Genomic DNA, 23,506 nt, shown 5'->3' on the forward strand with positions numbered 1-23,506 from the left:
AATACACTTTATAAAGTTTATATCGTAAGTATGCAGACATCACATCTCCTTGTCAATATGAAAAATAAACCTCATCATTTAGACTAAGCACCGCCTTGTCCTCTGATTATATGCTGTATCTTCGTTGTATGTCAGGCAGTAAAGTAACCATCTGAATACCCAGTCCCCAGGCAAAATAGAACAAATGAATGAGGGAAACAGTTTGAATAATGTACAGTTGCACGATGATCCAGATGAGCAGAGCATAACTCGTATACAAGGAAAACGTCCACGCCCAGTAGCGTTTGGGGTAAAGATTTAGCTTTTCCACTAATGTCCAATGAATTCTTCTCAGGAGAGCAATGCAAATAATGATAGGGAATAAACCAAGGACCAGTAACAAGATCATTCCAGGAATTAAAAAATCGGAAAAAGGAGAGCGTTCCAGTAGAGAAACAGGCATATTCAACATTTTCCCCGACGGATCTAAGATCAGCATGAACCCCCCAATCACTGCTCCAAGCCCCAGCAAGCCATGCATCGCTGCAAGAAGATATGATTTATCTGAGTTGTTTGAGTTTCCTGAATTTCCTGAGTTTTCTGATCGATCTGTCATTGCGAACCGCTCCCTTCGTATTCTCTATTTGTACAGGCCATTGAAATAAATGGACTTACTGTGCCATCTTCTCACAAATAGACGAATAAACCTGTGCTTATTTTCACGGGTAGGGTTAATGCAATTCATTATATGGTAAAACTTGATAAAAGAACGTATGTTCGGTATAATGTTTTTATACACTGAATGAGCGAGGCATAATACGATGGACGACAAATTTATCAAGGAATTACGTAAGATCAGCCGCGACGACAGACGCCGCTCCGAGTTCATGATTCAGGGCATGAAGGAAACATTACAGGAACGCAAAGAGGAAGGTTTGGTCAAGCGATGGATGCGCCGGCGAAAGACGAAGAAAAACATCTCTGAGCGATTTAGCTCTGATACCTCTTCAAGTCATAAATAGATAGAATTCAACCAAAGAAGGAGGCTTGTTAAGCCTCCTTTGATTCACTACATATTTTTCAAATGTTATAGCCGCTTGCACTTACGTTTTGGTCTGTAGAACTTTAAGGCAGAATAGCAAACGAGCGCACCGGGAATCCTGATGCTTTCTCCGCTTTCGGAACGATATTGAAGATGACGGCTCCTTTAGCGGGAACCTGATCCAGATTTGTTAACAATTCTACCTGATATGTGTCCTGTGCGAGCACATAATACTCCGCTAACAAGGCACCATTCTTCTGATAATCTACCGCGGCATCTGTATCAAACGTTTCGTGACCGATCGCTTGAATATTGCGTTCTTCGAACAGGAACGTCAGGGCCGCAACAGACCATCCGGGTGCATGGCTGTTCCCATCGGCATCCTTGTTGTCAAAGTCTTCATGATTCGGCCAGCGTTTACTCCAATCGGTTCGCAGAGCTACGAAGCTGCCTGCTTCAATCTTGCCATGCTCCCGCTCGAATTCGAGGATATGCTCCACTTCCAAGGTAAAATCGGGATTGTTCTTCACTTCAACAGACTGATCGATTACAACGAGCGGTAACACTAGTTCTTTAAGTCCTAGTTCATCCAAGTAACGTGTATCACGAACAAAATGAATCGGTGCATCCAGATGGGTGCCGTACTGGCCCGGGAACTTGAAGCTTTGAGCGAAGAAACCTTGATCGTGGCTAAACAGGGTATCAAACTCCGCAGCATCAAAGGCAGAAAAATGCGGCGATGCCGGACCGAAGGTATGGGTTAGATCTACCCATTTCTTTTCTTTCAACAGCTGGATGGCTTGAATAAGTTCGTTGGTCATCCGTTTCACCTCATATAAAGAATGGAATAAATTTCTCCTATTATATATCAACGTTGCACATTGGTGAAGAAGCTAAGTTAATTTGTTAGAAAGTACAAGCCTTGCCTGTCCTAGTAAGCGCATTCTTTACATATTACCAAGGAAGCCAATCAATGTTTGTTCCCTTCCTCCCCCCGAAAACAAAATTGTCCAGGACCAACCGGAACAATATTGTTATACCATTACATCGATCATTTAAGACACTCTCCTGCACAAGCTCCGCGAACCATATTCATCATGCGTTGGATTGTGTACAGTTTATCCAATGACCTTCCGTGCAGGTAACCTGGTGAAGGAAGCGGTGAGTCTAGCATATTTTTTATGGCTCCAAAACCACACAAATAAAATCTCAAGCAATTCTTCCGCTTTATGATTTTGTAACTTCGTTAGATCAATATTGTGTGCACTCTGATATTTTTTTCGGTAGCCAATTGAAAATATCCCATCCGTTTTGATGATCTTGGCGAGGTCATTCTACCAATACCCATCATCTGCCGCTTTACCATAGCCGGAAGAACCGAATTCGCAAAAAAATAAATGGCTTTATGAAACCATTTCAATGTTTCACCTCCAGACGTAAAATAGAAATAGAAGTCAGGAATATTTTCCTTGCTTTCTAAAGTGCTTCATACTTCTATGGATGTATAATATCATTAGTTTATTCTAGATTTACTAAGGATTTTGTTTCCTTAAAGCTCTAATTGACATTAAATACTCATCACCAAAGGGCGTAAGGGTCCAATAGGTCGATAGGTTTTTAACACTTCTCTGCTTTGTACTCATAGTAATTAATCCTAAAGACCTCAATTGAATTTTTATGGTTTGGAATACAGTTGAATCAATTGCAATCGATGAGCTCATAACACCCATACGCCTAAGTTCCTCGCCTGCTACATCGAGTATCAACTTTTTCAAAGCACTCACCATTGCAGATTCTGTTGACTCGTCCAAGAGTGTTGGCCCCACATAATAAAAAATTTCATCCCAAGTTGCGGAAAAAATATCCGTGCCTTCTAATTTGCCTCCTCCTCTGTAGACTTCGTATTTATATTTAATGTTAAACTCATCTGTTCCTTGTGACAGGTCTTCAGATCCTGCTGGAGGGGCAGTCTTTAATGTTTGTAGTTGCGACTGCAACTCTTCTATTAGTGTCTTCAATCTCAATATTTCTTTTGCCGCTCCGCCATCTGATACCGAGTCCGCTCTCACCCAACCTACTGCCGGATTAGATTTAATTAACTTCATCAAACTTCTGGATACTACCGACCCTAGATCCGATGGAGTAGTCCAATATCGGACTAACTTTTCTTGAGTCAGAGCCCTAAAATCTTTTAGCTTCTCTCTACCTTCCTTTTCAGACTCTGTTCTATTGGCAGCTAATTCTTCAGGGTTCTTGTGAATAAAGGCAATTATGGGCTTGCCAATTTCTAAAGCATATCTATATTCCATTTCAGTATAACTAATTCCCTCAGGACCAATTGAACCGTATCTTCCACCGAGAACCACAATGTAATAATCACTGTCGTCTATAACGTTTTTAATAAGAGTCCATTGGTCATCGTTTGTAGCAGGGAATAGTTCCATCCCTGATGGAATGCAATCTAGTTCCAGTAAAGCTTGCATTATTTCTTTTCTTTCTTCTTGAAGATCTTGATAGGTAGAACTTACAAAAACCTGATATCTTTTGTCCATAATTCCCTCCATGTGGAAACATTAAATTACCTTGGAGTATTATAACACCTTTTTTCCAACAATAGATTATTTCGAGTGGCCTATTCTAAAGCAATCTAGATTCTAATTGAATATAAGCATACGCAAAAAAAATTATGTGCTAATGTAAAAAGAAGGCAGGAATATTTTCCTTGCCCTCTTTTTATACTCTTATTGAATTCACGGTGCTACTACGGATTTAAGTGAACATTTCTGTAGTCTTTATCAAATAAAATTTACCAACTTATATTCCCTTTAATTTTATCTGAGAGTTTTGTTTTCGCACTCCCTAATCTCGCCCAAACCTGGAAGCTGTATTCTGCTATTTTTTCATCTGGTTTGACACAGATCCATACGTACCTCAAATATACTTTGCAATCCGAAGCTGAAAACAAATCAATATCATCTCGATTACCACAAATAGCATCACCAACATCAGCCAAAACCGTCCTATACTTCTCGCTCCCTTTATAAGAAGCAGTTAAAATAATCTTAGTTCCTTCAAGAAAGACTTTTACTTCAATATCATCAATGTCTGGCCAATCAGGCCAATAATTATTTAATTCAAGATTTGAATGTTGAATAACTTTTTGTAATTCATTAATTTCATTAATATCAAATGGGTCAATAACTTCAACATTTTTGGAAACCAAATTAACAACAGCTACAAATGAAGGCTTAACAATGCAAAACACTCCTGAAGGACAGTCAAAATCAAAATAAACGTACACCTTCTCCCAATCAGTTGTATAATTTAAGCATCTATGTCCCTTGAAAACGCCTTCAGCATTCACTTTCTCAATGAACTTTTCGATTACTCGTTCATCACTTAATGCTATTGCTGTAGCTATTGTACATGGATTGACCGAATACAAAGCTTTCTGGATTAATTTGTATTTTTCAGCTAAAAGCATTTCTTTAAAGTTGTCCATTTCATCAAACTCTTTATATAATTTTTGTCCAAATGTATTGTTTTCAAATGTAAAATAATATTCATTTATTAACAAATTAACATTTATAACATTCATGTTTTTATGAGTTAAATAGTCATGCAAATGAAAATCCAGATCTACTATTAATTCAGCAAATGCTAAATCAAAAGCTTCCGCCCTGTAAGGAGACTGTAATCCCCTCTTTTTCATATCTTCTTTCTTTTCCAGATAAATTTCCCCATTACTACCCATTCTCCATTTACGACTTGTTAATTATGTTACCACCTTCTCATCATCAGGTATTTCAAGGATGCCAGGGACACCCAACATGAAATAGCTCATGTTCTCTTCAAGCAAAGATTTGATATGCCCCCACATTTCAGAGCCAAGGTTACGATAGTGTGTATCTTCTGCGGAAGAACCTTGTTTACCCCAATGATAGTGTAAGCTAGTTCCTTTTTATCATTGATTTCATTCAGCCGATCCGTTATAGCTCCACCTATTCCGCTATCATCGACTCTGATCTCAATTTCATCCACTTGAGCATGTTCTGACTTAATATCATCAAAGATCCTCAAAACCCAACCTGTAGTTGTCATAGTATCTTGCTTATGATGGAAATGACTCTTCACTATCTTGCCACCAACTTGTCCGTAAATGGATGTCTCGTCATCGCCAAAACGAGCAGCGTCCACCCCAACAGTCAGTTTGTTTCCATTTGATACAATTCGAACTTCATTCTTGGCGAACTCAGCTGCTTCTAATGCGATAAAAGTATCAGATTCTCCACGGTGGAACTCAGATTCAACCCGGACACGCAAAACATCAGATCCTTTTCCATACTTCCGCTCAAACATGGCTATATTTTCTTTGCTTGTCTGAGGACTGTTCAAACAGGATACTTTATGTGTATTGTAGTCAGCACGATCTCGGTTGTGTGAGTCATAAAAGACGTCGCTTGTCCGAGTCGGGTTTCCACACATGAGCAGCTTATTGAACTCACTCGAGAGCGTGCCCAGAATGGCCTCCATAATACGATCTTCAACCCAGAAGCTTCGTCTACGATGAATAACATGTAGTCTTCATGAAAGCCCTGCATGTTTTCCGGTTTAGTCGCGGTTCGAGCTGTCGCAAACCAGCGCTCCTAATAATTTCGCATGTAAATCTTAGTCTTTGTCCACTTGAGTATTCGTTTAAGCAACGGACTTTTCTCCTGCCATTTGCTAATCTCTGCCCACAAGACATCGTGCAGTTGCCGACGTGTCGGAGCTGTACAGATCACCTTAGGAAATGGAAAGCACAAGAGAAACCAAAGTGCCACCGTCGCCTCAAGCCCCGTCTTCCCAACAACTTGACCGGATCGTACAGATACTCGCGGGTTTCCGGAAATATCCATCAACACTTCTACCTGCCACTCATCAGGAGTGAATTTTAACAGCTCCACGCAAAAAAGTACCGGGCTCTTCCGGTACTCGGGAATACACTTTTTTGAATGCAGCAAATCGGCGTTTCGTTTGTGGAGATTCTTAATCACCAGAATCCACCTCCTTCACCCAGTCCTCAATCAGATCATCTTCTGTATCTCCATCACCATTCTTCAACTTCTCAATTTCAAGTCTCGTCTTATCTACCCGAGCCTGTATCTGCTGAAGCTCCAAACGGCGTTTGTCGTCTTCATCTGCGCTTAGAAGAAATTGCTTTATCTCTCCCCTGATTTCCCGGTGAGCCGCCTTTGCCACCTCTGTTACCTTTGCATTCTTATTTCTACTAGGAGCACAAGGCTTACATTTCGCATTTGCCTTCCCATTGGTCTAGCGACTTCCATTTACGAACTGATTCAGGTGCCACACCCAACTTTTCCGTAATCTCTTTCGGTTTCATCAACGATCCGCTATCTTTCCATATTTTGAACGCTTTCTTACGAATCGGATTCTGCTTTCTGCTCACAAGATTCTCACCACTTTCTTACAATTGAGTTGGAATCCCTATTTAAGGGCCAAAGAGTTTAACCTAAAGAATATTGAATATTGGTGCGCATTCTCTCAGAAAAACTTGGGGAAACCGTTTGTATGTTAATGATCCGAAAAATTTAGCGTTGCTAATGGGAATGTTTGGACACAGCGATCCTCGCATAATATTGCGGGGACTCAGGACATGATGGATGCCGCAATCTTAAGTTTAAAATAAAATGAGTGAAACTTAATCACCGCTAACTTCGCTCAGAAGCCGATATGCAGTCGTTCGGTCAATCGGTTGGTTGCTAATCCAACTTATTGTTTTTATTTGGCGACTGGCGTAAAGAAAGTCGTACGGGTAAAAATCGGATGTGAATGACTCTAAATCTTTGTGTATGCTTGGATGGATAATAACATTTTGTCGTGTTTGTTCTTTTGTTCCACCAGTTCAATATGCATTCCTTTCGTTTGTCCAACTCGCAATCTGAGTAGATCCGAAACACGCAATCCGCTGTAAATACCCATACAGAAAAACAAATTAGTTTCTCATACTGCGCTGATAAAAATATTCCTTCATCCCATCAATGACTCTCTCGTCCCGAATCGGTTGGACGTTTCTCATTTTCAATAATCTTTCTTCTTAGATTCTTTTTTCTTCCAGCAGTGCGGCACGATACACAACCGAACAATCCCTGTCCATGTTCCCAAACAGCAACCCCGACAGTTCTCTGTCCGAAATCATAGGTATAGCCGGTTCATTTCTGCGGCGAAAATGACCTTCCTACTCTTCCCTCCAATACAAAAAGGCCGCTCCTAAGAGCGACCTTTTATTTACATTATTATATGGATTTACGATAACATGCTTTTTATTCGAAATTACTTCGTTTCTTTGTGACTGCCACCTAAGTAATAATTTAAATAGTTGTTTCTTCTGCCTCAAACAAACATGACTTTATGTATGAAGGATTTTCATTTCGTTATGGAGTTGGCACGTGTTCATTAATAACCTCCATAAATACTTACGAAAAAAATATTTACTTGTATGCTAGACAGCTGATTTTCTCCATTAAAGTAAATACACATTTCACGCATATTTTTTGCACATAAAACGCACAAATTTTACGCAAACAATGTTCAATGACACTAAAATAATATTGTAAATACTTAAAATGTTTAATAAGATAGGAGTAAGATAAAAATAAGAGTAGCCATTGCACTGGCTACTCCTGTACAACTTATGTGGCGTGACCATCTCTGAGTGGTGCATAAACGAATGAAATGACCCGACTTGGCGACGAACCTATGGCGGGTCATTTCTTTCTACGATCGATGTATGTCAGCAACGCGATCAAGAACATTGCAAGAAGCATTACTTGTTCGAAAGAGAAGTTCATGTGATCACCTCCTTTCTCAGGAGATGACCATCGCCCACCACAACTTGGCTGTACAAATTAAATTATAACAGTATATAGACGGTCAGACGAGTGTCTTTTTTTATTAGAATCTTGGTAGGCTTAATAGATTGTTATCAGGTGTTGAGTCCGAATGAGTTCTAACGTAAGGAACTCCGTCGATTGTCCTCCCTATTTCGAGATATGCTTTTTTTCCATCAGCATAAGTGTAATATGTTTTTGGAGTAGCTTGTACATAAATGATCATTTCATACTGTGTCATTTCGACTCTGGATTCCATCTTAAAGTGTGTGATGTGATGTTCCGCCGTTTCTGGCGGTCCTACTCGAACAGCTATTACCCGATTTGCGTCCATAAATATCCCCCCTCTCCTAAGCTATTTTAGTAGAAAAGGCGAAAAATGGATAGTGTGATTTTTTGATTTTTCTTACATGAAGGTATCATTGAGAAAACGCTAGTATTTCGATCTTTTATTTCGGTGTAAGTAGGTCTACCTCTTCTTCATTTTCTCGTCCTCTTCCATAATCAATTGTTACAAAATCCAATGTCAGATTGAATTTCAAACTGTTCGCAATGTTGGCTATAGCCCTGCGCCTCTTATCTGCAAATGTAGTCGCCGCTATACCAGGAACGTCCTTACACGTATTCTTGAGCTTTCAAATATTTTTTTCCTTCCAAGAATAACAATCTTGCTACTACTCCTTCGTGTGGATCTCTTAGATTATTTATTGCAAATCAGACATCGTTAGATATTGTCGCTCACCCTTCATAATGACCGAATTTTCTGTGACATCCGCAGTCAGTTCATAGCCTAATTCTCGTTTTGCAACCGATCCTTCAACTTCCACCTGTTTTTTAGGTTGGAAATAGCTGAAAAGTATGTGCTCCTCATGCTAAATCGACCCTTTGTTCAGATACTACTCTCAAACTGCATATAACCAAACAAAAAAGACAAATACGCCGCTCTCCTGTTTGGAGAACGGCGAGTGATATACAGGCTACAGAACGTTAATTCCTCTGATATTTAATCCCATGTCCATCTTCGGCTCACTCGGTTATCTCACCCATTCCAGACTAATCCGCAATAATGACCAGTTTGCCCCGTGTATGGTGGGATTCACTTTTTTCGTGAGCATCACGTAAACCCTGCTCAGTGAGCGGATAGGTTTCATCAATAATCGACTTCAGTTTCCCGGAAGCCGCAAGTTCGGCCAACTGTTCCAGTTGATCTCCCTTCGGCTCCATCATGAACACGTTACCCGTCACGCCAGCTTCCTTCGCCAGTTGTTCATCCGGCTGTTGTACAAGAGATACGAGACGTCCTCCAGATTTTAACACCTTGAAGCTGTCTCGCTGGATGTCACCGCCCATCGTATCCAGGACAACATCGTAGTCTGAGAGGATCTGTGAGAAATCCTGTTCTTTATAATTAATGAAATGATCCACACCCAATGAGCGCAGCAGTTCTTCGTTTGCTGCACTCGCCGTGGAAGCCACTTCAGCGCCCAACGATTTGGCAATTTGAATGGCATATGTGCCTACTCCACCGGCACCGGCATGTATGAGCACCTTTTGTCCTTTGCCCAAACGACCATGATCAACAAGTGCTTGCCAAGCTGTCATCGCGGCAAGCGGAATCGCTGCTGCTTCCTCAAAGCTGAGTTGCTCAGGAATGCGGGCCACGATATCTGCATCTACAGCAACATATTCCGCATAGGTTCCGAATTGACGTGGGCGGGCGAATACCCGATCACCTTCTCTGAACCGCGTGACATTCGGACCTACTTCAGCCACTGTTCCTGCCACGTCACCGCCCAAAATCATCGGCAGCTGATCCGCTGCTTCCTTCAGATAACCTTGTCTGATTTTGAAATCCACCGGATTGACCGACGTGGCATGCGTTCGGATAAGCACCTGATTGACTCCACAGGATGGCTTGGCTACTTCTTGTTCCTTCAATTGTTCCGCTCCACCAAATTCCTCAATCACAATTGCTTTCATTAAAAATCCCAGCCTTTCCGTTAGATTATCATTATGCTATCTCTCCCTTCATTCCCCCTTCCCATTGGTCACTTGACCTATTCATTCAAAAATTCATAACAATCCGGGATTCCTATACAGTTCAACAATCGTGATATAATGTCGATTATCGATTATGTTAAACTTTAGTCCATTACTTAATCCAAAAATTGAAGAAGCGAGGTAACCATATGGAGGTTGAAGTGAATACATTACATGCATTTTCTGACAAAGCTCTTGGTGGAAACCCCGCAGGGGTTGTTTTACAAGCAGCGCATTTGTCTGAATCCCAGATGCAGGAGGTTGCCAGACAAGTCGGATTTTCCGAGACTGCGTTTGTTATGCCATCGGATCAGGCTGATTTCAAAGTGCGTTTCTTCACTCCAAGTGACGAAGTTGATCTCTGCGGGCATGCCACGATTGCTTTATTTTATCTAATGAAGACACAGCATCTCGTTGATGTTGGTACATATACACTGGAGACACTAGCCGGAATTCTTAGAGTCGTTATTGAAGTCAATGGAGAAGTCTATCTGTCTCAGACGTTGCCGGAGTTTGGGGAGATTGTTGATCGACAGCAGATTGCCGATTCGTTACGTATTTCTACGGAAGAATTGCATTCTGAACTGCCTGTACAGATTGTGTCTACCGGACTACCCGATATCATGATAGCCGTTAAAGATATTGATGTTCTGACCAAAATTGATCCTGACTTCCAGCGTATCACAGAAATAAGCAGGGCTCATCATGCCATCGGTTATCACGTGTTTACACTCGAATCAAATGTTATGGACGTTCTGACAGAATGTCGTAATTTTGCACCACTGTATGATATACCGGAAGAGAGCGCAACGGGCACATCCAATGGCGCCATGCTCTGTTATTTGTATCTTTACAACCAGCTTACAGCTCCTCTTCATCACACGTACACAATTAGACAGGGGTACACTATGAACTGTCCCTCCGAGATCCGAGCCAGATTAACTTTGGACAGCTTCAATAAAATTACTCAGATTCAGGTTGGCGGTAACGCAATTCATATCAAAAACATTATCATTCACCTCCCTTAAAGGGAGGTGTTATCCGTAATAAGCATAGTGAACTATGTATTTCATGCAATATCATATCCTTCATTTATTGAATCTGTTGTAGAAATCGTAGAACCGCTTCTTCCAATTGCCTCAGACCCGGTTGCTCTATCGGAAAATGACCTGCTCCCTCCAAAATGACACACTCCTTCTCCACGGTCAGACGATCAAAAAAGGGTTGACTGAAGTGTAAGGGAGTCATCGGGTCTATCTCAGGATGAACCAGCAAAACCGGGCACTGACTGAATTGATCCGGGCTCACTTCTGGCGTTTTATTCAGGAAAGTTCTTAATAATTCCAGAGGAACAGACGTGGCCGCCGCCTGTGGATCATTCATAATGAGACGGGTCAGGTCCTTGTTGTTCGTAATCAGATCCATTCGAGAAACCCGTTTAACCGAGATTCGTGCAGCATCTAATACACCAGGGAAAAGATCCATCATACGTTTACCTACACGACTGACGAACTGATTCGGAGCAATCTGATCCCGCATATGTGGATCACTCGTATCTACAAATGTTGTTGCGATTAATCCCTTCACATGTTTGTTCCTTACACTGGCATGATAAGCCAACATGCCTCCAATGCTGCTACCCAACACAACGAAAAGCTTTCCGTCTTTCTTGTATTCCATCTCCATAAGGGCATCTAACAGTGTAATCCATAACTCATAGTTCATCCGCGTGCCGTGCAGTGCGTAGCTTAGACCGTACGGCGGCAGATCAGGTGATATCACCTCGTATCCATGTTGCTGTAGCATTCGTGCATAGGGAGCGAGTAACCTGCCATTCCCCCCGGCACCATGAATGAACAGTATTTTGATAGGTGATTCTGGCACGGGTAAACGGTCAATATGAAGATGGATTCCATGGCTTTCCCACCACTCCTCCTCCGGGGAGTTGTTTTCATCCAATCTTACTTCTTCAGGAAAAAATGACTGATACTGCTTCCAATATAAATGTGTTGTTCTATAAGAAGGCAAGTTTTTTCGCATATGTACGCTCCTTTTTCTACATCAAAAAAGCCGTACGATGTACGACTTTATGACTCATCCATGATCATACTTATTTTGATGCCACATTTCATTTAATCCGGGAACTGCACATTACCCGGTACGATATATGCACCGCCAGATCCATCATTCGGTAGAGCTGGAATGGTGTCATACACCACTTTACCACGAATATCGGTGATCCGAATACTTAATTGTTCCTTACCTAATCCCGTGCCAAGGAAATGGTTATAATCCTGTTTTTCGAGATTAAGCCATGAGCCGTTCTTCTGCTTCACTTCAAACTTCAGCACCGGATATTTATGATGACGGACTTGAATGGCTGCCCACCACTGACTGCTACCTTCCTTGATCCGATAAGATACGTTCCCTTCAATCGGCGCTTTGACTACCTTCCAGCTGATATTGATCTTCCCTGCTTTGGGATCTCCAATCTGGTTAAACGCATTCGGTGAGAGATCCAGTGCTCCACTAGCTCCTTCCGGATATAAATCGGTTACATATACCACGGTTTTCCCTTTGGGCCCCTGTACTTCCAGATAGGCTCCAGCTAAAGCAGCTTTGACACCATTATAATTAAGCTGGTATGGATTGAGCGCGGTAATCTTCATGTCTGCTGGAATCGGATCCAGCAATACAGCACCGCCCGAGTATCCCGAGCCCGTGTATGTTGCATACCCTTGATATGTATCATTCCAAGCAGCAGATGCAGGTAAAGCAAACAAAACAAGACCGAGCAGTATACCTGTGGCAGACCTTCTGAAACGCTGGAATCTACTTTTCTTGCTCATTGTGTTATTCCCTCCCTATCATTTTGACTGTGATTCTAAAATATAACTCTTCATTGTCACAGACAACGAATAACATTATTTTACATAATTTTTAAAATATTTAAATATATTTTCGAAAAATCACATCTAAAGTCCTGCTTTATATCGCATAAAAAAGCGCCGCACTTGGGAGAACATTCATTCTCCAGCAACGTGCGACGCGCTTCTCTAACCCTTATCCAGTTTCCTTGCGTTTCTCCCGATTCCGGAATCGTTCATACCTCGCATAGAGGCGAGGAGATTCTTTCGTCAGAATAGGCCCAAGGACAGCCAGAATCAACACGTATAACACAGCGAAGGATTGAATGGATGCCATCAGACCTCCAGCCTTGCCGATGTTCGCCATGATGATCGAGAACTCGCCCCGAGATACCAGGGTAAAGCCGACATTTAACGAGGCCTTGTTCGATACTCCAGCCATTTTTCCTGCAATCATACCTGCACCGAAGTTACTCAGAATCGTCAGAACGACGGCAATCAGTGTCATCCCTACAGCTCCACCGAGGGAGGATGGCTCAATGGTCAGGCCAAAGCTGAAGAAAAACAGGGCACCAAAAAAGTCTTTGAACGGCATAATCTGCTGCTCAATTCGGCTAACATGTCTGGATTCCCCAAGCACAAGGCCGATCATCAACGCACCGATAGCCTCAGCCACATGTAAGGTTTCCGAGAATCCTGCTACGAGGAAGAGCAATGTCATAATCGTAAGCAGGAATAACTCCGAGGACTTAATGTTCAATGCTTTATCGATATATTTAATACTCTTCCTGCCAATAATCAGGAACAGTACAATAAACAGCAAAGCCGAGAGAGATACCAGCAGGACACTTCCAAATGAAGTTGCTCCGCTAAGCACAAGTCCAGTCAAAATGGAAATATGAATGGCAATAAACAAGTCATCAAACATAATCATGCCCATAATAATTTCTGTCTCTGGATTCGCGGTACGTTTCAAATCCACGAGCACTTTGGCAACGATAGCCGTCGATGAACTCGTCATGATCCCGCATACGACCATCGTTTCCTGTAGTGGCAGATTCATGAACCAGCCCAGTAGCAAACCTGAGACAAAATTGAGAGCCACATAGAATATGCCACCGGTGAGGATGGCTTTCCCTGATTTTAATAACCGTGAGACCGAAAATTCCAATCCCAGATAAAACAATAAAAATAAAATACCCAGCCTGCCCATAAATTCAATAAAAGACGAGCTTTCGATAAATCGTAAATCCACAATGCCAAACTGTGGTGCATGCGGTCCAACGGCCATACCGACCAGAATGTAAAATGGAATAACCGAAAATCGTAGTCGTGCAGATATTAATCCCGTAAGTGTAATCAGCGCAATGGCAACCCCCACTTCAAATATGAGCATATCCATACGCTACATCCGCCCATCGGTCAACCATTGTTTGAGCTGCTTAAGCTGGTCACGTTCACCAGCAACAACAATTGTCGCCCCACTGGTGAACACATACTCTGGCCCGGGGTTGAATTGTTTCTGTTTCTCTTTGTCAACCGCCGCCAGGATCGCCACACCGGTAACCTGACGGATGTTCATCTCTCCAATCGTCTTCCCGATGCACGCCGCATGGGGTTCGATGCGTAGCCACTCAATCAGCAGCCCTTCCAGCATAACTTCCCGTTCGTTCTGGAACTGAGGTTTATACGTCATGCCACCGACTATAGCAGCTACGGCTCTTGCCTCATCATCGTCAAGGGTTACAAGAGAGACCATATCTCCGAGATCTTCCGCTTGATCTCCAGATTCCATATGGAACAAATCACGCCGCTCATCATTATGAACCACGATGACAAGATGCTCCCCGCTGCGAGTATGCAGCCAGTATTTACGTCCAATGCCTGGCAGATCCGTTTCTTTAAAGTGCATGATTTGCACCTCCCTGAGTCAAGCCTTGCAGCGGATTTGGTTTCGCCTCATCAGCCTGCTCAAGCTCCTGCACCAGCTCTGAGCTTTGTTCAAAAGCCCATTGAATGTCTGCTATACGTATTTTCATGTCACCCGAAGGGGTAGAGATGGCTCTCATTTCGCCTTTGTTCCCCAGAAGCAGTTGACGTCCCACAGGAGAAAGGAATGAAATCTGTCCTTCGTCCGGGTCTGCTTCCTCTGGCATAACAATCGTTAACTTATCCGATGTATGAAAATCAACATATTCCAGTTCAATCTGACTACCAATCAGCACAACGGAACTTAACAGCTCATCCGGACCAGCAAGTAATCGCTCTACTCGGTCTGTGTAGGCTGTTAATTGTTTATCCAGCAGTATACGCTCGGGATTACGCACGTCAAAATAAGCGTCAAGAAAAGTTCTTTTCTCTTCGCCCAGGGTCAACAGCTGACTCACCAGCATTTCTCTGCAATTGTCAAGTGGAGTCCTACGGTTCATAGTAGATCTCACCTCCTATACATGCCTTGTTCTCCACGTTGATTCGCTTGTTGTTACCCATCATCATCCTGTTGTCCTCCTTCTTATAATAAAAGAGCCCGAATTACGAGCTCTTCTTACCATCTTACCAAAATGAAATTATTAATCCAATCAATTCCGATAACTTGGGTTTTAATTCTATACTTTGGGTATATTATCCAACATTTCACGATATTCTTTACATTTAATGATAGATCTATAGAACATTTTAATTGCCTCATAAAAAACATTTTATGGATTTTTGTCTCGTATTTTTATTTCCTTTCCTGTATATTTAACTACAAACTTTTATGCAAATTGTACAAATAGGTATCTACAGACTTTAACACGATAAAGGAGTGCATTGAAAAAGTGTCCACGATTACTAAAGAAAGTTCAACGTCATCTCAAGTTACTACTGCCGCAGCATATGTTCATTCCGTCTATGAATCAGTTATCGCAAGAAACCCGAACGAGAATGAATTCCATCAGGCTGTTAAGGAAATCCTGGATTCACTGATCCCTGTCATCGAAGCACATCCCAAATACAGAAACCACAGTCTGCTAGAGCAACTTGTTGAGCCGGAACGGGTTATCACGTTCCGTGTGCCTTGGGTCGATGATCAAGGTAAAGTTCAGGTGAATCGCGGTTTCCGTGTACAATTCAACAGCGCGATTGGCCCCTACAAAGGCGGACTTCGTTTCCACCCATCGGTATACTCGGGCATCATCAAATTTTTGGGCTTTGAGCAAATTTTCAAAAATGCACTGACTGGCCTGCCAATCGGCGGCGGTAAAGGCGGTTCTGACTTTGATCCAAAAGGAAAATCGGATCAGGAAATCATGCGTTTCACGCAAAGTTTCATGACAGAGCTGTACAAATACATCGGTCCGGACGCTGACGTACCTGCGGGTGATATTGGTGTAGGCGCTCGGGAGATCGGTTACATGTTTGGTCAGTACAAACGAATTCGTGGCGGACATGAAGCAGGTGTACTGACAGGCAAAGGTCTGTTGTACGGTGGAAGTCTCGCACGTAAAGAAGCAACGGGTTATGGCTGCGTATACTTCGTTAATGAAATGCTTGCATCCAAAGGGCTTAGCTTCAAGGACAGCACCGTTGTTGTCTCCGGTTCCGGCAATGTATCCATCTATGCTATCGAGAAGGCGCAGGAGCTTGGTGCTCGCGTTGTAGCATGCAGCGATTCCGGCGGTTACATACATGATCCGCAAGGCATTAACCTGGATACGGTAAAACGTCTGAAAGAGGTTGAGCGTCTGCGGATCAGCGAATACGTCAAAGAACACCCGCATGCGACGTATACCGAAGGCTTCGAGGGCATCTGGTCTATCCCTTGTGATATCGCGCTGCCGTGTGCAACACAAAACGAAATCGACGAGCAAGCGGCAAACCTTCTGATTCAAGGCGGTGTCAAAGCCATTGGTGAAGGAGCGAATATGCCGTCCACACTGGCTGCCATTGATGTATTCCTTGGTGCTAACGTGCTGTTTGGCCCTGCAAAAGCTGCGAACGCCGGCGGTGTAGCCGTGTCCGCTCTTGAAATGTCACAGAACAGCATGCGGTTGTCCTGGACATTTGAAGAAGTCGATGCCAAACTGCATGACATTATGAAAAATATTTATAAAAGCTGCGTAGAAGCAGCTGAAGAATACGGCTGCGAAGGCAACTTGCTTGCTGGAGCAAACATTGCTGGTTTCCTCAAAGTAGCCGATTCGATGATTGCCCAAGGCGTCGTGTAATTCTTTTTTTACCGCATTCTTAAATGATTCATACAAAAAGAAGCCTTACCTTCTCATGCCATGGTCGCCTAGCGTCATTGTAGAGAAGAGGCTTCTTTTTTTATCGTGCAATATACTCAACTATTAGAGATCCCGATCCCTTGATAATCTCTAGACATGAACACATCTACTTCATCTTCATCATCCACCGCAAACCCAAATCGTTCGTATAAACGCTTCGCCGGACTTCCTTGCAACACGTTTAACGTCACACGTCTGCCCTTGACTGATTCCTGTTCGAGCAACATGTTAAGCACCTTTGTGCCTAGTTTCCTGCCCTGATAGTCCGGATCAATGTAGAAGTGCTCTAGCAAAAACTCTCCATCTCCCGGTTTTAATGACACACATCCAATTAACGTATCTTCCAGCTCCAACACTTGTGTATGTTCCGGCTGGAACGTATTGCGGAAACGCTCCCTCACCCGAATCTCATCATAGCGCCCTAGACGCGTCAAATCATCATAGAGCACCAGTGCCCGTAAATTAGCTAGCTGCTCCTGATCTTCCTGGGTAGCTTGACGTATCTTGAATTCATCCATGTTCTGCTACCTCCATTCGTGATCAATCCCATGTTCTCTTACTCATAATACTCTTTTCATATTTTAACATAATGCATTTCATTGAAGTGACTTCCTTACAATGGTAAAGTGAAAATGACATGATTTTATCGTTACAATTGAGATCAGCAGGTTCTTATTATGATAAGGAAGTGTGTATGTTGTCTAACCATTCTTTAAACCACATTGAACATCCTCATCTGCAAGCAGACTGCGAGCAGTGTTACGGATTATGTTGCGTGGCCTTGCCTTATGGCAAATCCTCTGACTTTGCTTTTGACAAGTCCAGCGGTACACCTTGTCCCAATCTGCGGGAGGACTACCGATGTGGTATCCACACCCAGCTCCGACAGAAGGGCTTCAAAGGTTGCACCGTGTATGACTGTTTTGGTGCAGGTCAGAAGCTATCACAAGTGACGTATGCGGACAGAAGCTGGCGTACCCATCCCGAAACGGCTCGTGCAATGTATGATTGTCTGCCTGTACTACGTCAAATTCATGAGCTGATCAGTTATATGAGAGAGGTTATGATGCGGCCCGATACGTCTTCGCTGCATGCCTCACTGGAAAAAGCCTATCCTGATGTAGCGCGTCTGAGTGATCTCGAACCGGCAGCTCTGCTACAGTTGGACATCACGAGCCATCGAGCAAATGTGAATACCCTGCTGATTCAGGCTAGTGAGATCGTACGTAGCAGTGCTCCAGCAACAACAAAAGCAAAAGGAAAACCCAAAGGCAAGAAACGCAGTGGAATGGATTTTCTGGGGGCTAACTTGCAAGGAGCAGACCTAAGAGGTACAAGCTTCCGGGGCGCGCTTATGATTACGGCGAACCTGCGTAACGCCGATGTACGAAACGCCGATTGGATTGGTGCAGACTTGCGGGATACAGATCTTGGGGGAGCCGATCTACGCGGCGGAATTTTCCTGACACAGTCTCAGCTGAACGCTGCTATGGGAAGTGCGGATACCTTGCTACCTGACCATTTGAGTATACCCTCCCATTGGCGCTAAAAACGCGCACAATGAAAAATAGCTAGTCCTTCCACGGAAGGACTAGCTATTTTTCTAAGACTATTTACCGAACTAACTAAGATTACAGCAGATCACGACGGAGATCCGCAGCGGATTTTGGAGAAAGGTGACCCAGCGGGATATCAAATACCGTCTTCGCGCCTTTGTGTCCTTCCTTGCTCAAACGCTGCGCCGCACGTGCATATGCCACAAGTACACTTGCGGTGAACTCTGGATTGCTGTCGAGCTTCAGACCAAATTCGATAATTTGTTTTTGTCCGTTACCTGTAATTCCACTGCGAATAACGAAGCCACCATGTGGCATACCTGCATGCTCGGATTTCAATTCTTCTTCACTGATGAAGGTAACTGTCGTATCGTAGTCCGAGAAATAGTTAGGCATATTCACAATCGTTTCACGAATCTCATCCTGGTCCGCACCCTCTTCTGCTACCACATAACACTGACGCAGATGTTTCTCACGTGTGGACAATTCTGGTGTTTCACCTGAACGAATACGGTCAATCACTTCTTCTACAGGAACCGTATACTGCACGCCCGCTTTCACGCCAGGTACACGACGAATGGCATCGGAGTGACCCTGACTAACCCCTTTGCCCCAGAATGTATACTCTTTCCCTTCCGGCAGAATAGATTGCGCGAGAAGACGATTCATCGAGAATAAGCCTGGGTCCCAGCCTGTTGAGATCACGCTTACATGTCCACCTTGCTCAGCCGCCGCATTTACAGCTTCAAAGAACTCAGGAATCTTTGCGTGAGTATCAAAGCTATCTACCGTATTAAACAGCTTAGCGATTACAGGTGTCTGCTCCGGCAAATCCGTCGCAGAACCACCACACAAGATCATGACATCGATTTTGCCTATGTACTGCTCAGCCGCAGAGATATGCTCAAAGCGAACTTCTGTACCTTCAGCCACCATTTGCTCTGGATTACGACGTGTAAATACAGCAACCAGCTCTAGATCATCATTCTGGGTAATTGCTTTTTCGACACCTTTACCCAAGTTACCGTAACCTACGATACCAACTTTAATCATGTTTAATCCTCTCCCTGTCTGAATCTTTTGTCTATAAGTCTATCTAAGGATATAACATAACATGTAACTTGTCAGGTTTCCAGATGTAAATCAAAAATACCTTGCAGAGGGACAGCTTTAACGCTGTACCACCACAAGGTGTGGGTAAATAAACAAGTTCATGAATAAAGATTCTATTTTGATTTTACGACTCAGACCAGGTTAACGTGAGTTCAACGACACCTTCCTGACTCGCCAGTGCTCCACCGATCATAGACCATTCCTGCTTCGTATCCGGATCAGTCCCTTGAATAACAATATTTTTCTCATCAATCAGCTGTCCGGAGTCTGTCAGTTTCTTCTCTGTAAAATAATCCTTGTACAGCTTCGATACCGTCTTCATGTCCTGTTCCGTGGTAAAAATCATCATTGCCGATTTCTTCCCTTCAGTCTCTCCGGAAGTCGCTGTCGTAATCTTGGCATCGTCCGGTAACGGGAAATCTTTAGGCAAGTATTCCGGCATGCCTTCCGCCGCACTACTTTCACCTTTACTTGCGGAGGATTCCGAAGTGGCCGGCGTGGATGCGGCTCCTATATCTGTACCTGTCGCTGCTTCGCTTGTATTTTCTGTAGCAGCTGGCTCAGCGGTTCCAGATGTTGCTTCACTATTTACTTTCTCAGATTCACCTTTGGGCTCGTCAGCAGCACTGCTACACGCACTTAAAGCCACCATCATAGCCAACGCAGCGCAGGCCAGCAAAACTTTTTTCTTTTTCACCATTAAAAATCACTCCTTCTGGTTGTTTTATGTTGTCATTCTCCAAATCACATTCTTACATCTGAAGTATGCTTCTGTATGCTGATTGCCCATCCCTCCTTCGTTTAGTCGAACTCCATTGTCTGCTGAATAACGTGTACGCATCTACGGTATGTCAATCCAGATGACTGACAACGATAACACCGTCAAAGATATCAGACAGCTTATTGCAAGGATCGATAGGAATCGGGTGATGACTTTGAACTTTTTCATACAACCCTCCTCCTTCTGTATCATTGAACAATTCAATTTATAATATATGTATGATTCAATCGTACCCAAGAAATGGCGGGATTGAAACAATCCGGAGTCCAGTCCCTTCCCCAACCAAAGTCCAGTTCCTCTCCCCTACCTCTGAGGCGCAGGAGAACGTAAAAAACCGCCTGCATCCCTTTATCGGGATACAAACGGTTGTCAGGTTCTGTTTGCTAAGTGTGTGTTCTCACAGTTTCAGCTTAACGCCTACCGGACAATGATCACTACCCATGACATGACAGTCGATATAGGCTTCGGCTACACTTGGTGCAAGCTGATTGGACACAAGAAAATAATCAATGCGCCAGCCCACGTTCCGCTCTCTGACCTTAGGCATATACGACCACCAGCTGTACACATCGGTTTGATCTGGATGCAGATGACGGAAACTGTCCACATATCCTGATGCAAGCAGGTCGGTCATCTTGCCGCGCTCCTCATCCGTAAATCCGGAGTTGCCCATATTCGGTTTCGGGTTCTTCAAGTCTATCTCTTGATGAGCCACGTTCAGATCCCCACAGATGATTACAGGTTTCGTCTGCTCCAGTTGCAGGACATAGGACCGGAAGCGGTCTTCCCACTCCAGACGGTAAGGCAGCCGGGTCAGATCACGTTTGGCATTAGGTGTATAGACATTAATCAGATAAAAGGCTTCATACTCCAGCGTAATCATTCGGCCTTCCGGCTCGCTGTCCTCTTCCATACCGTAATACACAGACAATGGCTTGATGCGACTGAATACAGCCGTGCCGGAGTATCCTTTTTTGATCGCATAGTTCCAGTACTGATAGACGTCTTCGCCCAAATCCATCTCAATCTGTCCAGCCTGTAATTTCGTCTCCTGAAGGCAGAAAATATCGGCCTCGCTTTGTTGATAATAATGCATAAATCCTTTATTCACACACGCTCGAAGTCCATTCACATTCCAGGACACCAGCTTCATATTCTCATCCCCTCACATCTCTCCAATATAACATGAGCCTGATTCACGGGACAAGACATCACATGTTGGGTGACAAGGACTGAGATGGGAGTTGAATATGGGGATGAACACGGAAATGGAGGACAGGGGCTAGTTGTCACTCTGTAGCTTCGAGAAAACAGCGAGATCGACGTATCTGCCCTTCTCAAACTCATGCTGCCGCAGCAGACCTTCCTGCCGGAACCCCAGCTTATGCAGTAGACGAATGGACGCCTCATTTCCCGGGTCCACCTTCGCTTCAATTTTGTTCAATTGCATCTGGTTGAATCCAAATTCCAGCACAGCACGAGCAACCTCAGTCATCACACCTTTGCCCCAGCACGATGAAAGCAGATCATAACCAATCTCTGCGCGATGATGTTCCTCTTCGTACCCCAGATATCCGCACGTTCCAATGACTTGATGAGACTGCTTATCTTCGATCATCCAGCGTAATCCCGTCTGTTGATTGAAAATCTTCTTATACCAGCTCATCTCATCTAATGCATCCTGTTCGGATTCGAAGGGTGTGAAGGGCATATATTCGACGACAGTCTCATCTGAGTACAGTGCCAGCAGATCCCCACTGTCACTGTCTGCTGCTGCACGGAGCACAAATCGCTCTGTTTCTATTTGCGGAAACGTGTCAAATGTAAATAATGTATTCATACGTAATCTCCTTTACATGCAAAATCTCTTCCATTTATGTATGTTATAGTCCCTGTGTTATTTTACTACGTCAACTAGATCTAACCAAGTCATATAATAGAATGATCACCATGCGTTAAGAGGAGTGAAAAAGACCACCCCCTGGCTAATCGGGAATGGTCGCGAGTAATTTATAACTAATTTTAGATATTCGATTGAATAGATCGGCGCATTCATTCTTCAAGATAAATGCCCTCTATTGAATTGTTAACGCATCGTTTTCACAAGTGATGCTATATCTTGCTCCCCATAGCCTGCTTCTATAGCTTTATGAAACATGTTTTGCATGAACATTGGAAACTCGTTATTCATATTCTTCTCACGCGCCTGTTCCATGAGCAGACCAACCGTTACCATAGACATTTGAAGAGAACTTTGTGGATTTTCGTATTTGGAATTTTGAATGACCTCACCTTCGTATTGAAGAATGGAGCCAATCATAGGCGAGACTCCAGCAATCATAGAACCAAAATCATCAATACGCAAACCATCAGACTCCAGAATTCGTGATGCGTGGAAGAATCCAAGATATGATCCAAACAGATAAGAGAGGAATGCCAGGTCAATTGAAGCAGCCGCACTAACCTGTTCTCCGTAATAAGGAACATGACCTGCTAGTGCACCGAGAACCGGCTTTACTTGATCAAAAGCTTCCACCGATCCAGAAGTGAAGATGGTTGCATGAGAGCCACCGATCTGGGTCGGGGCAGCCGCTATTGCTCCATCTATATATGCAGCACCATGGGTGTTTGCCCAGATTTCCTGCTTTTGAGCCTGTTCAGGGCTTCCTGTAGTAAGTTGGATGAGCACTCGTCCCGGCAAGGCCGCATGTACGTCTTCTACATCTAGTACTTCATACGAAGTCTTGTAATCAGACACACAGATAATCGATATTTGACTAGCACGAATCGCTTCAGCTGCCTTAGAAGTGAGTACCGCTCCTTTTTTAACGATGGAATCTGCCCTTGTCGCTGTACGATTCCATACAGTCACATGATATCCCTTTTCCAGTAATGTTTGAGCTATAGCTCCCCCCATCGCTCCTAAACCAATAACCGTTACTTCATTCATTATTATTCCTCCCAAAGTTT

22 protein-coding genes and 1 pseudogene are annotated in these 23,506 nt (G+C 43.5%); 4 read left to right on the top strand and 19 right to left on the bottom strand.

Features of this window, described 5'->3' with window-relative positions; genetic code table 11:
* Nucleotides 1-106 precede the first annotated feature (106 nt).
* Nucleotides 107-595 carry a hypothetical protein gene (locus ACT89M_RS21115; RefSeq protein WP_308722893.1) on the bottom strand — a complete coding sequence of 163 codons (489 nt, stop codon included), beginning with the start codon at nucleotides 593-595 and terminating at the stop codon, nucleotides 107-109.
* 205 nt (nucleotides 596-800) lie between these two features.
* On the opposite strand from ACT89M_RS21115, the gene ACT89M_RS21120 reads away from it, so the two are divergent.
* On the top strand, nucleotides 801-1,001 hold the full coding sequence (locus ACT89M_RS21120) for a hypothetical protein (protein ID WP_154887772.1): 201 nt from the start codon (nucleotides 801-803) through the stop codon (nucleotides 999-1,001).
* 103 nt (nucleotides 1,002-1,104) lie between these two features.
* Here ACT89M_RS21120 and ACT89M_RS21125 read toward each other — a convergent pair whose 3' ends face one another.
* The 7 genes and pseudogenes from ACT89M_RS21125 to ACT89M_RS21155 form a co-directional block, all read right to left on the bottom strand.
* Nucleotides 1,105-1,842, bottom strand: a complete 738-nt coding sequence (locus ACT89M_RS21125; protein WP_253492058.1) for a cyclase family protein — start codon at nucleotides 1,840-1,842, stop codon at nucleotides 1,105-1,107.
* A 711-nt stretch (nucleotides 1,843-2,553) separates the two neighbouring features.
* Complete coding sequence (locus tag ACT89M_RS21130; protein ID WP_487344820.1) at nucleotides 2,554-3,585, bottom strand: DUF4062 domain-containing protein; 1,032 nt, start codon at nucleotides 3,583-3,585, stop codon at nucleotides 2,554-2,556.
* Between the two features lie 1,091 nt (nucleotides 3,586-4,676).
* A pseudogene (locus ACT89M_RS21135) lies at nucleotides 4,677-6,003 on the bottom strand (DEAD/DEAH box helicase family protein); the annotation flags it as partial.
* A 46-nt stretch (nucleotides 6,004-6,049) separates the two neighbouring features.
* Nucleotides 6,050-6,262 (bottom strand): hypothetical protein, encoded by a 213-nt coding sequence (locus ACT89M_RS21140; protein ID WP_308722895.1) that lies wholly within the window; start codon nucleotides 6,260-6,262, stop codon nucleotides 6,050-6,052.
* A 43-nt stretch (nucleotides 6,263-6,305) separates the two neighbouring features.
* Complete coding sequence (locus ACT89M_RS21145; RefSeq protein ID WP_308722896.1) at nucleotides 6,306-6,470, bottom strand: phage terminase small subunit-related protein; 165 nt, start codon at nucleotides 6,468-6,470, stop codon at nucleotides 6,306-6,308.
* A 1,505-nt stretch (nucleotides 6,471-7,975) separates the two neighbouring features.
* Nucleotides 7,976-8,245 carry a DUF3892 domain-containing protein gene (locus ACT89M_RS21150; RefSeq protein ID WP_373323251.1) on the bottom strand — a complete coding sequence of 90 codons (270 nt, stop codon included), beginning with the start codon at nucleotides 8,243-8,245 and terminating at the stop codon, nucleotides 7,976-7,978.
* A 719-nt stretch (nucleotides 8,246-8,964) separates the two neighbouring features.
* Nucleotides 8,965-9,891: an NADP-dependent oxidoreductase gene (locus ACT89M_RS21155; RefSeq protein WP_308722898.1), complete on the bottom strand. Its 927-nt coding sequence runs from the start codon at nucleotides 9,889-9,891 to the stop codon at nucleotides 8,965-8,967.
* Nucleotides 9,892-10,112: 221 nt separating this feature from the next.
* Here ACT89M_RS21155 and ACT89M_RS21160 point away from each other — a divergent pair, with 221 nt between their 5' ends.
* Nucleotides 10,113-10,979 (top strand): PhzF family phenazine biosynthesis protein, encoded by an 867-nt coding sequence (locus ACT89M_RS21160; protein WP_308722899.1) that lies wholly within the window; start codon nucleotides 10,113-10,115, stop codon nucleotides 10,977-10,979.
* 64 nt (nucleotides 10,980-11,043) lie between these two features.
* Here the strand turns inward: ACT89M_RS21160 and ACT89M_RS21165 are convergent, their stop codons facing one another.
* From ACT89M_RS21165 to ACT89M_RS21185, 5 genes are all read right to left on the bottom strand, one after another.
* Nucleotides 11,044-11,991 carry an alpha/beta hydrolase gene (locus tag ACT89M_RS21165; protein ID WP_487344821.1) on the bottom strand — a complete coding sequence of 316 codons (948 nt, stop codon included), beginning with the start codon at nucleotides 11,989-11,991 and terminating at the stop codon, nucleotides 11,044-11,046.
* A gap of 92 nt (nucleotides 11,992-12,083) precedes the next feature.
* Nucleotides 12,084-12,800, bottom strand: a complete 717-nt coding sequence (gene exlX / locus ACT89M_RS21170) for an expansin ExlX (protein ID WP_308722901.1) — start codon at nucleotides 12,798-12,800, stop codon at nucleotides 12,084-12,086.
* Nucleotides 12,801-13,014: 214 nt separating this feature from the next.
* Nucleotides 13,015-14,220, bottom strand: coding sequence for a cation:proton antiporter (locus ACT89M_RS21175; protein WP_154887760.1), 1,206 nt, complete (start codon nucleotides 14,218-14,220; stop codon nucleotides 13,015-13,017).
* Between the two features lie 3 nt (nucleotides 14,221-14,223).
* A complete protein-coding gene (locus ACT89M_RS21180) occupies nucleotides 14,224-14,730 on the bottom strand; it encodes a cation:proton antiporter regulatory subunit (RefSeq protein WP_186809605.1) in 507 nt (168 codons plus the stop codon).
* Nucleotides 14,720-15,247, bottom strand: coding sequence for a GreA/GreB family elongation factor (locus ACT89M_RS21185; protein WP_090915211.1), 528 nt, complete (start codon nucleotides 15,245-15,247; stop codon nucleotides 14,720-14,722). The genes ACT89M_RS21180 and ACT89M_RS21185 overlap by 11 nt, the downstream gene beginning before the upstream one ends.
* Before the next feature lie 390 nt (nucleotides 15,248-15,637).
* Between ACT89M_RS21185 and gdhA the strand changes: the two genes are divergently transcribed.
* Entirely contained in the window at nucleotides 15,638-17,026 is a 1,389-nt protein-coding gene (gdhA, locus tag ACT89M_RS21190; protein ID WP_373323252.1) for an NADP-specific glutamate dehydrogenase, read from the top strand.
* 116 nt (nucleotides 17,027-17,142) lie between these two features.
* On the opposite strand, the gene ACT89M_RS21195 is transcribed toward gdhA, so the two are convergent.
* Nucleotides 17,143-17,604 (bottom strand): GNAT family N-acetyltransferase, encoded by a 462-nt coding sequence (locus tag ACT89M_RS21195; RefSeq protein WP_253492051.1) that lies wholly within the window; start codon nucleotides 17,602-17,604, stop codon nucleotides 17,143-17,145.
* 176 nt (nucleotides 17,605-17,780) lie between these two features.
* On the opposite strand from ACT89M_RS21195, the gene ACT89M_RS21200 reads away from it, so the two are divergent.
* Nucleotides 17,781-18,635, top strand: coding sequence for a pentapeptide repeat-containing protein (locus ACT89M_RS21200; protein ID WP_487344822.1), 855 nt, complete (start codon nucleotides 17,781-17,783; stop codon nucleotides 18,633-18,635).
* 82 nt (nucleotides 18,636-18,717) lie between these two features.
* Here ACT89M_RS21200 and ACT89M_RS21205 read toward each other — a convergent pair whose 3' ends face one another.
* The 5 genes from ACT89M_RS21205 to ACT89M_RS21225 form a co-directional block, all read right to left on the bottom strand.
* The gene (locus ACT89M_RS21205) at nucleotides 18,718-19,695 is read right to left on the bottom strand and encodes a diaminopimelate dehydrogenase (RefSeq protein WP_253492044.1); all 978 of its coding nucleotides are present in this window, start codon (nucleotides 19,693-19,695) and stop codon (nucleotides 18,718-18,720) included.
* A gap of 184 nt (nucleotides 19,696-19,879) precedes the next feature.
* Nucleotides 19,880-20,455 carry a hypothetical protein gene (locus tag ACT89M_RS21210; RefSeq protein ID WP_308722903.1) on the bottom strand — a complete coding sequence of 192 codons (576 nt, stop codon included), beginning with the start codon at nucleotides 20,453-20,455 and terminating at the stop codon, nucleotides 19,880-19,882.
* Nucleotides 20,456-20,933: 478 nt separating this feature from the next.
* The gene (locus ACT89M_RS21215) at nucleotides 20,934-21,689 is read right to left on the bottom strand and encodes an exodeoxyribonuclease III (RefSeq protein ID WP_253492033.1); all 756 of its coding nucleotides are present in this window, start codon (nucleotides 21,687-21,689) and stop codon (nucleotides 20,934-20,936) included.
* Nucleotides 21,690-21,818: 129 nt separating this feature from the next.
* Nucleotides 21,819-22,376 carry a GNAT family N-acetyltransferase gene (locus ACT89M_RS21220; protein ID WP_308722904.1) on the bottom strand — a complete coding sequence of 186 codons (558 nt, stop codon included), beginning with the start codon at nucleotides 22,374-22,376 and terminating at the stop codon, nucleotides 21,819-21,821.
* Nucleotides 22,377-22,622: 246 nt separating this feature from the next.
* Nucleotides 22,623-23,486 carry an NAD(P)-dependent oxidoreductase gene (locus ACT89M_RS21225; RefSeq protein WP_308722905.1) on the bottom strand — a complete coding sequence of 288 codons (864 nt, stop codon included), beginning with the start codon at nucleotides 23,484-23,486 and terminating at the stop codon, nucleotides 22,623-22,625.
* Nucleotides 23,487-23,506 lie beyond the last annotated feature (20 nt).

This window comes from Paenibacillus sp. NN59, from assembly GCF_057597225.1.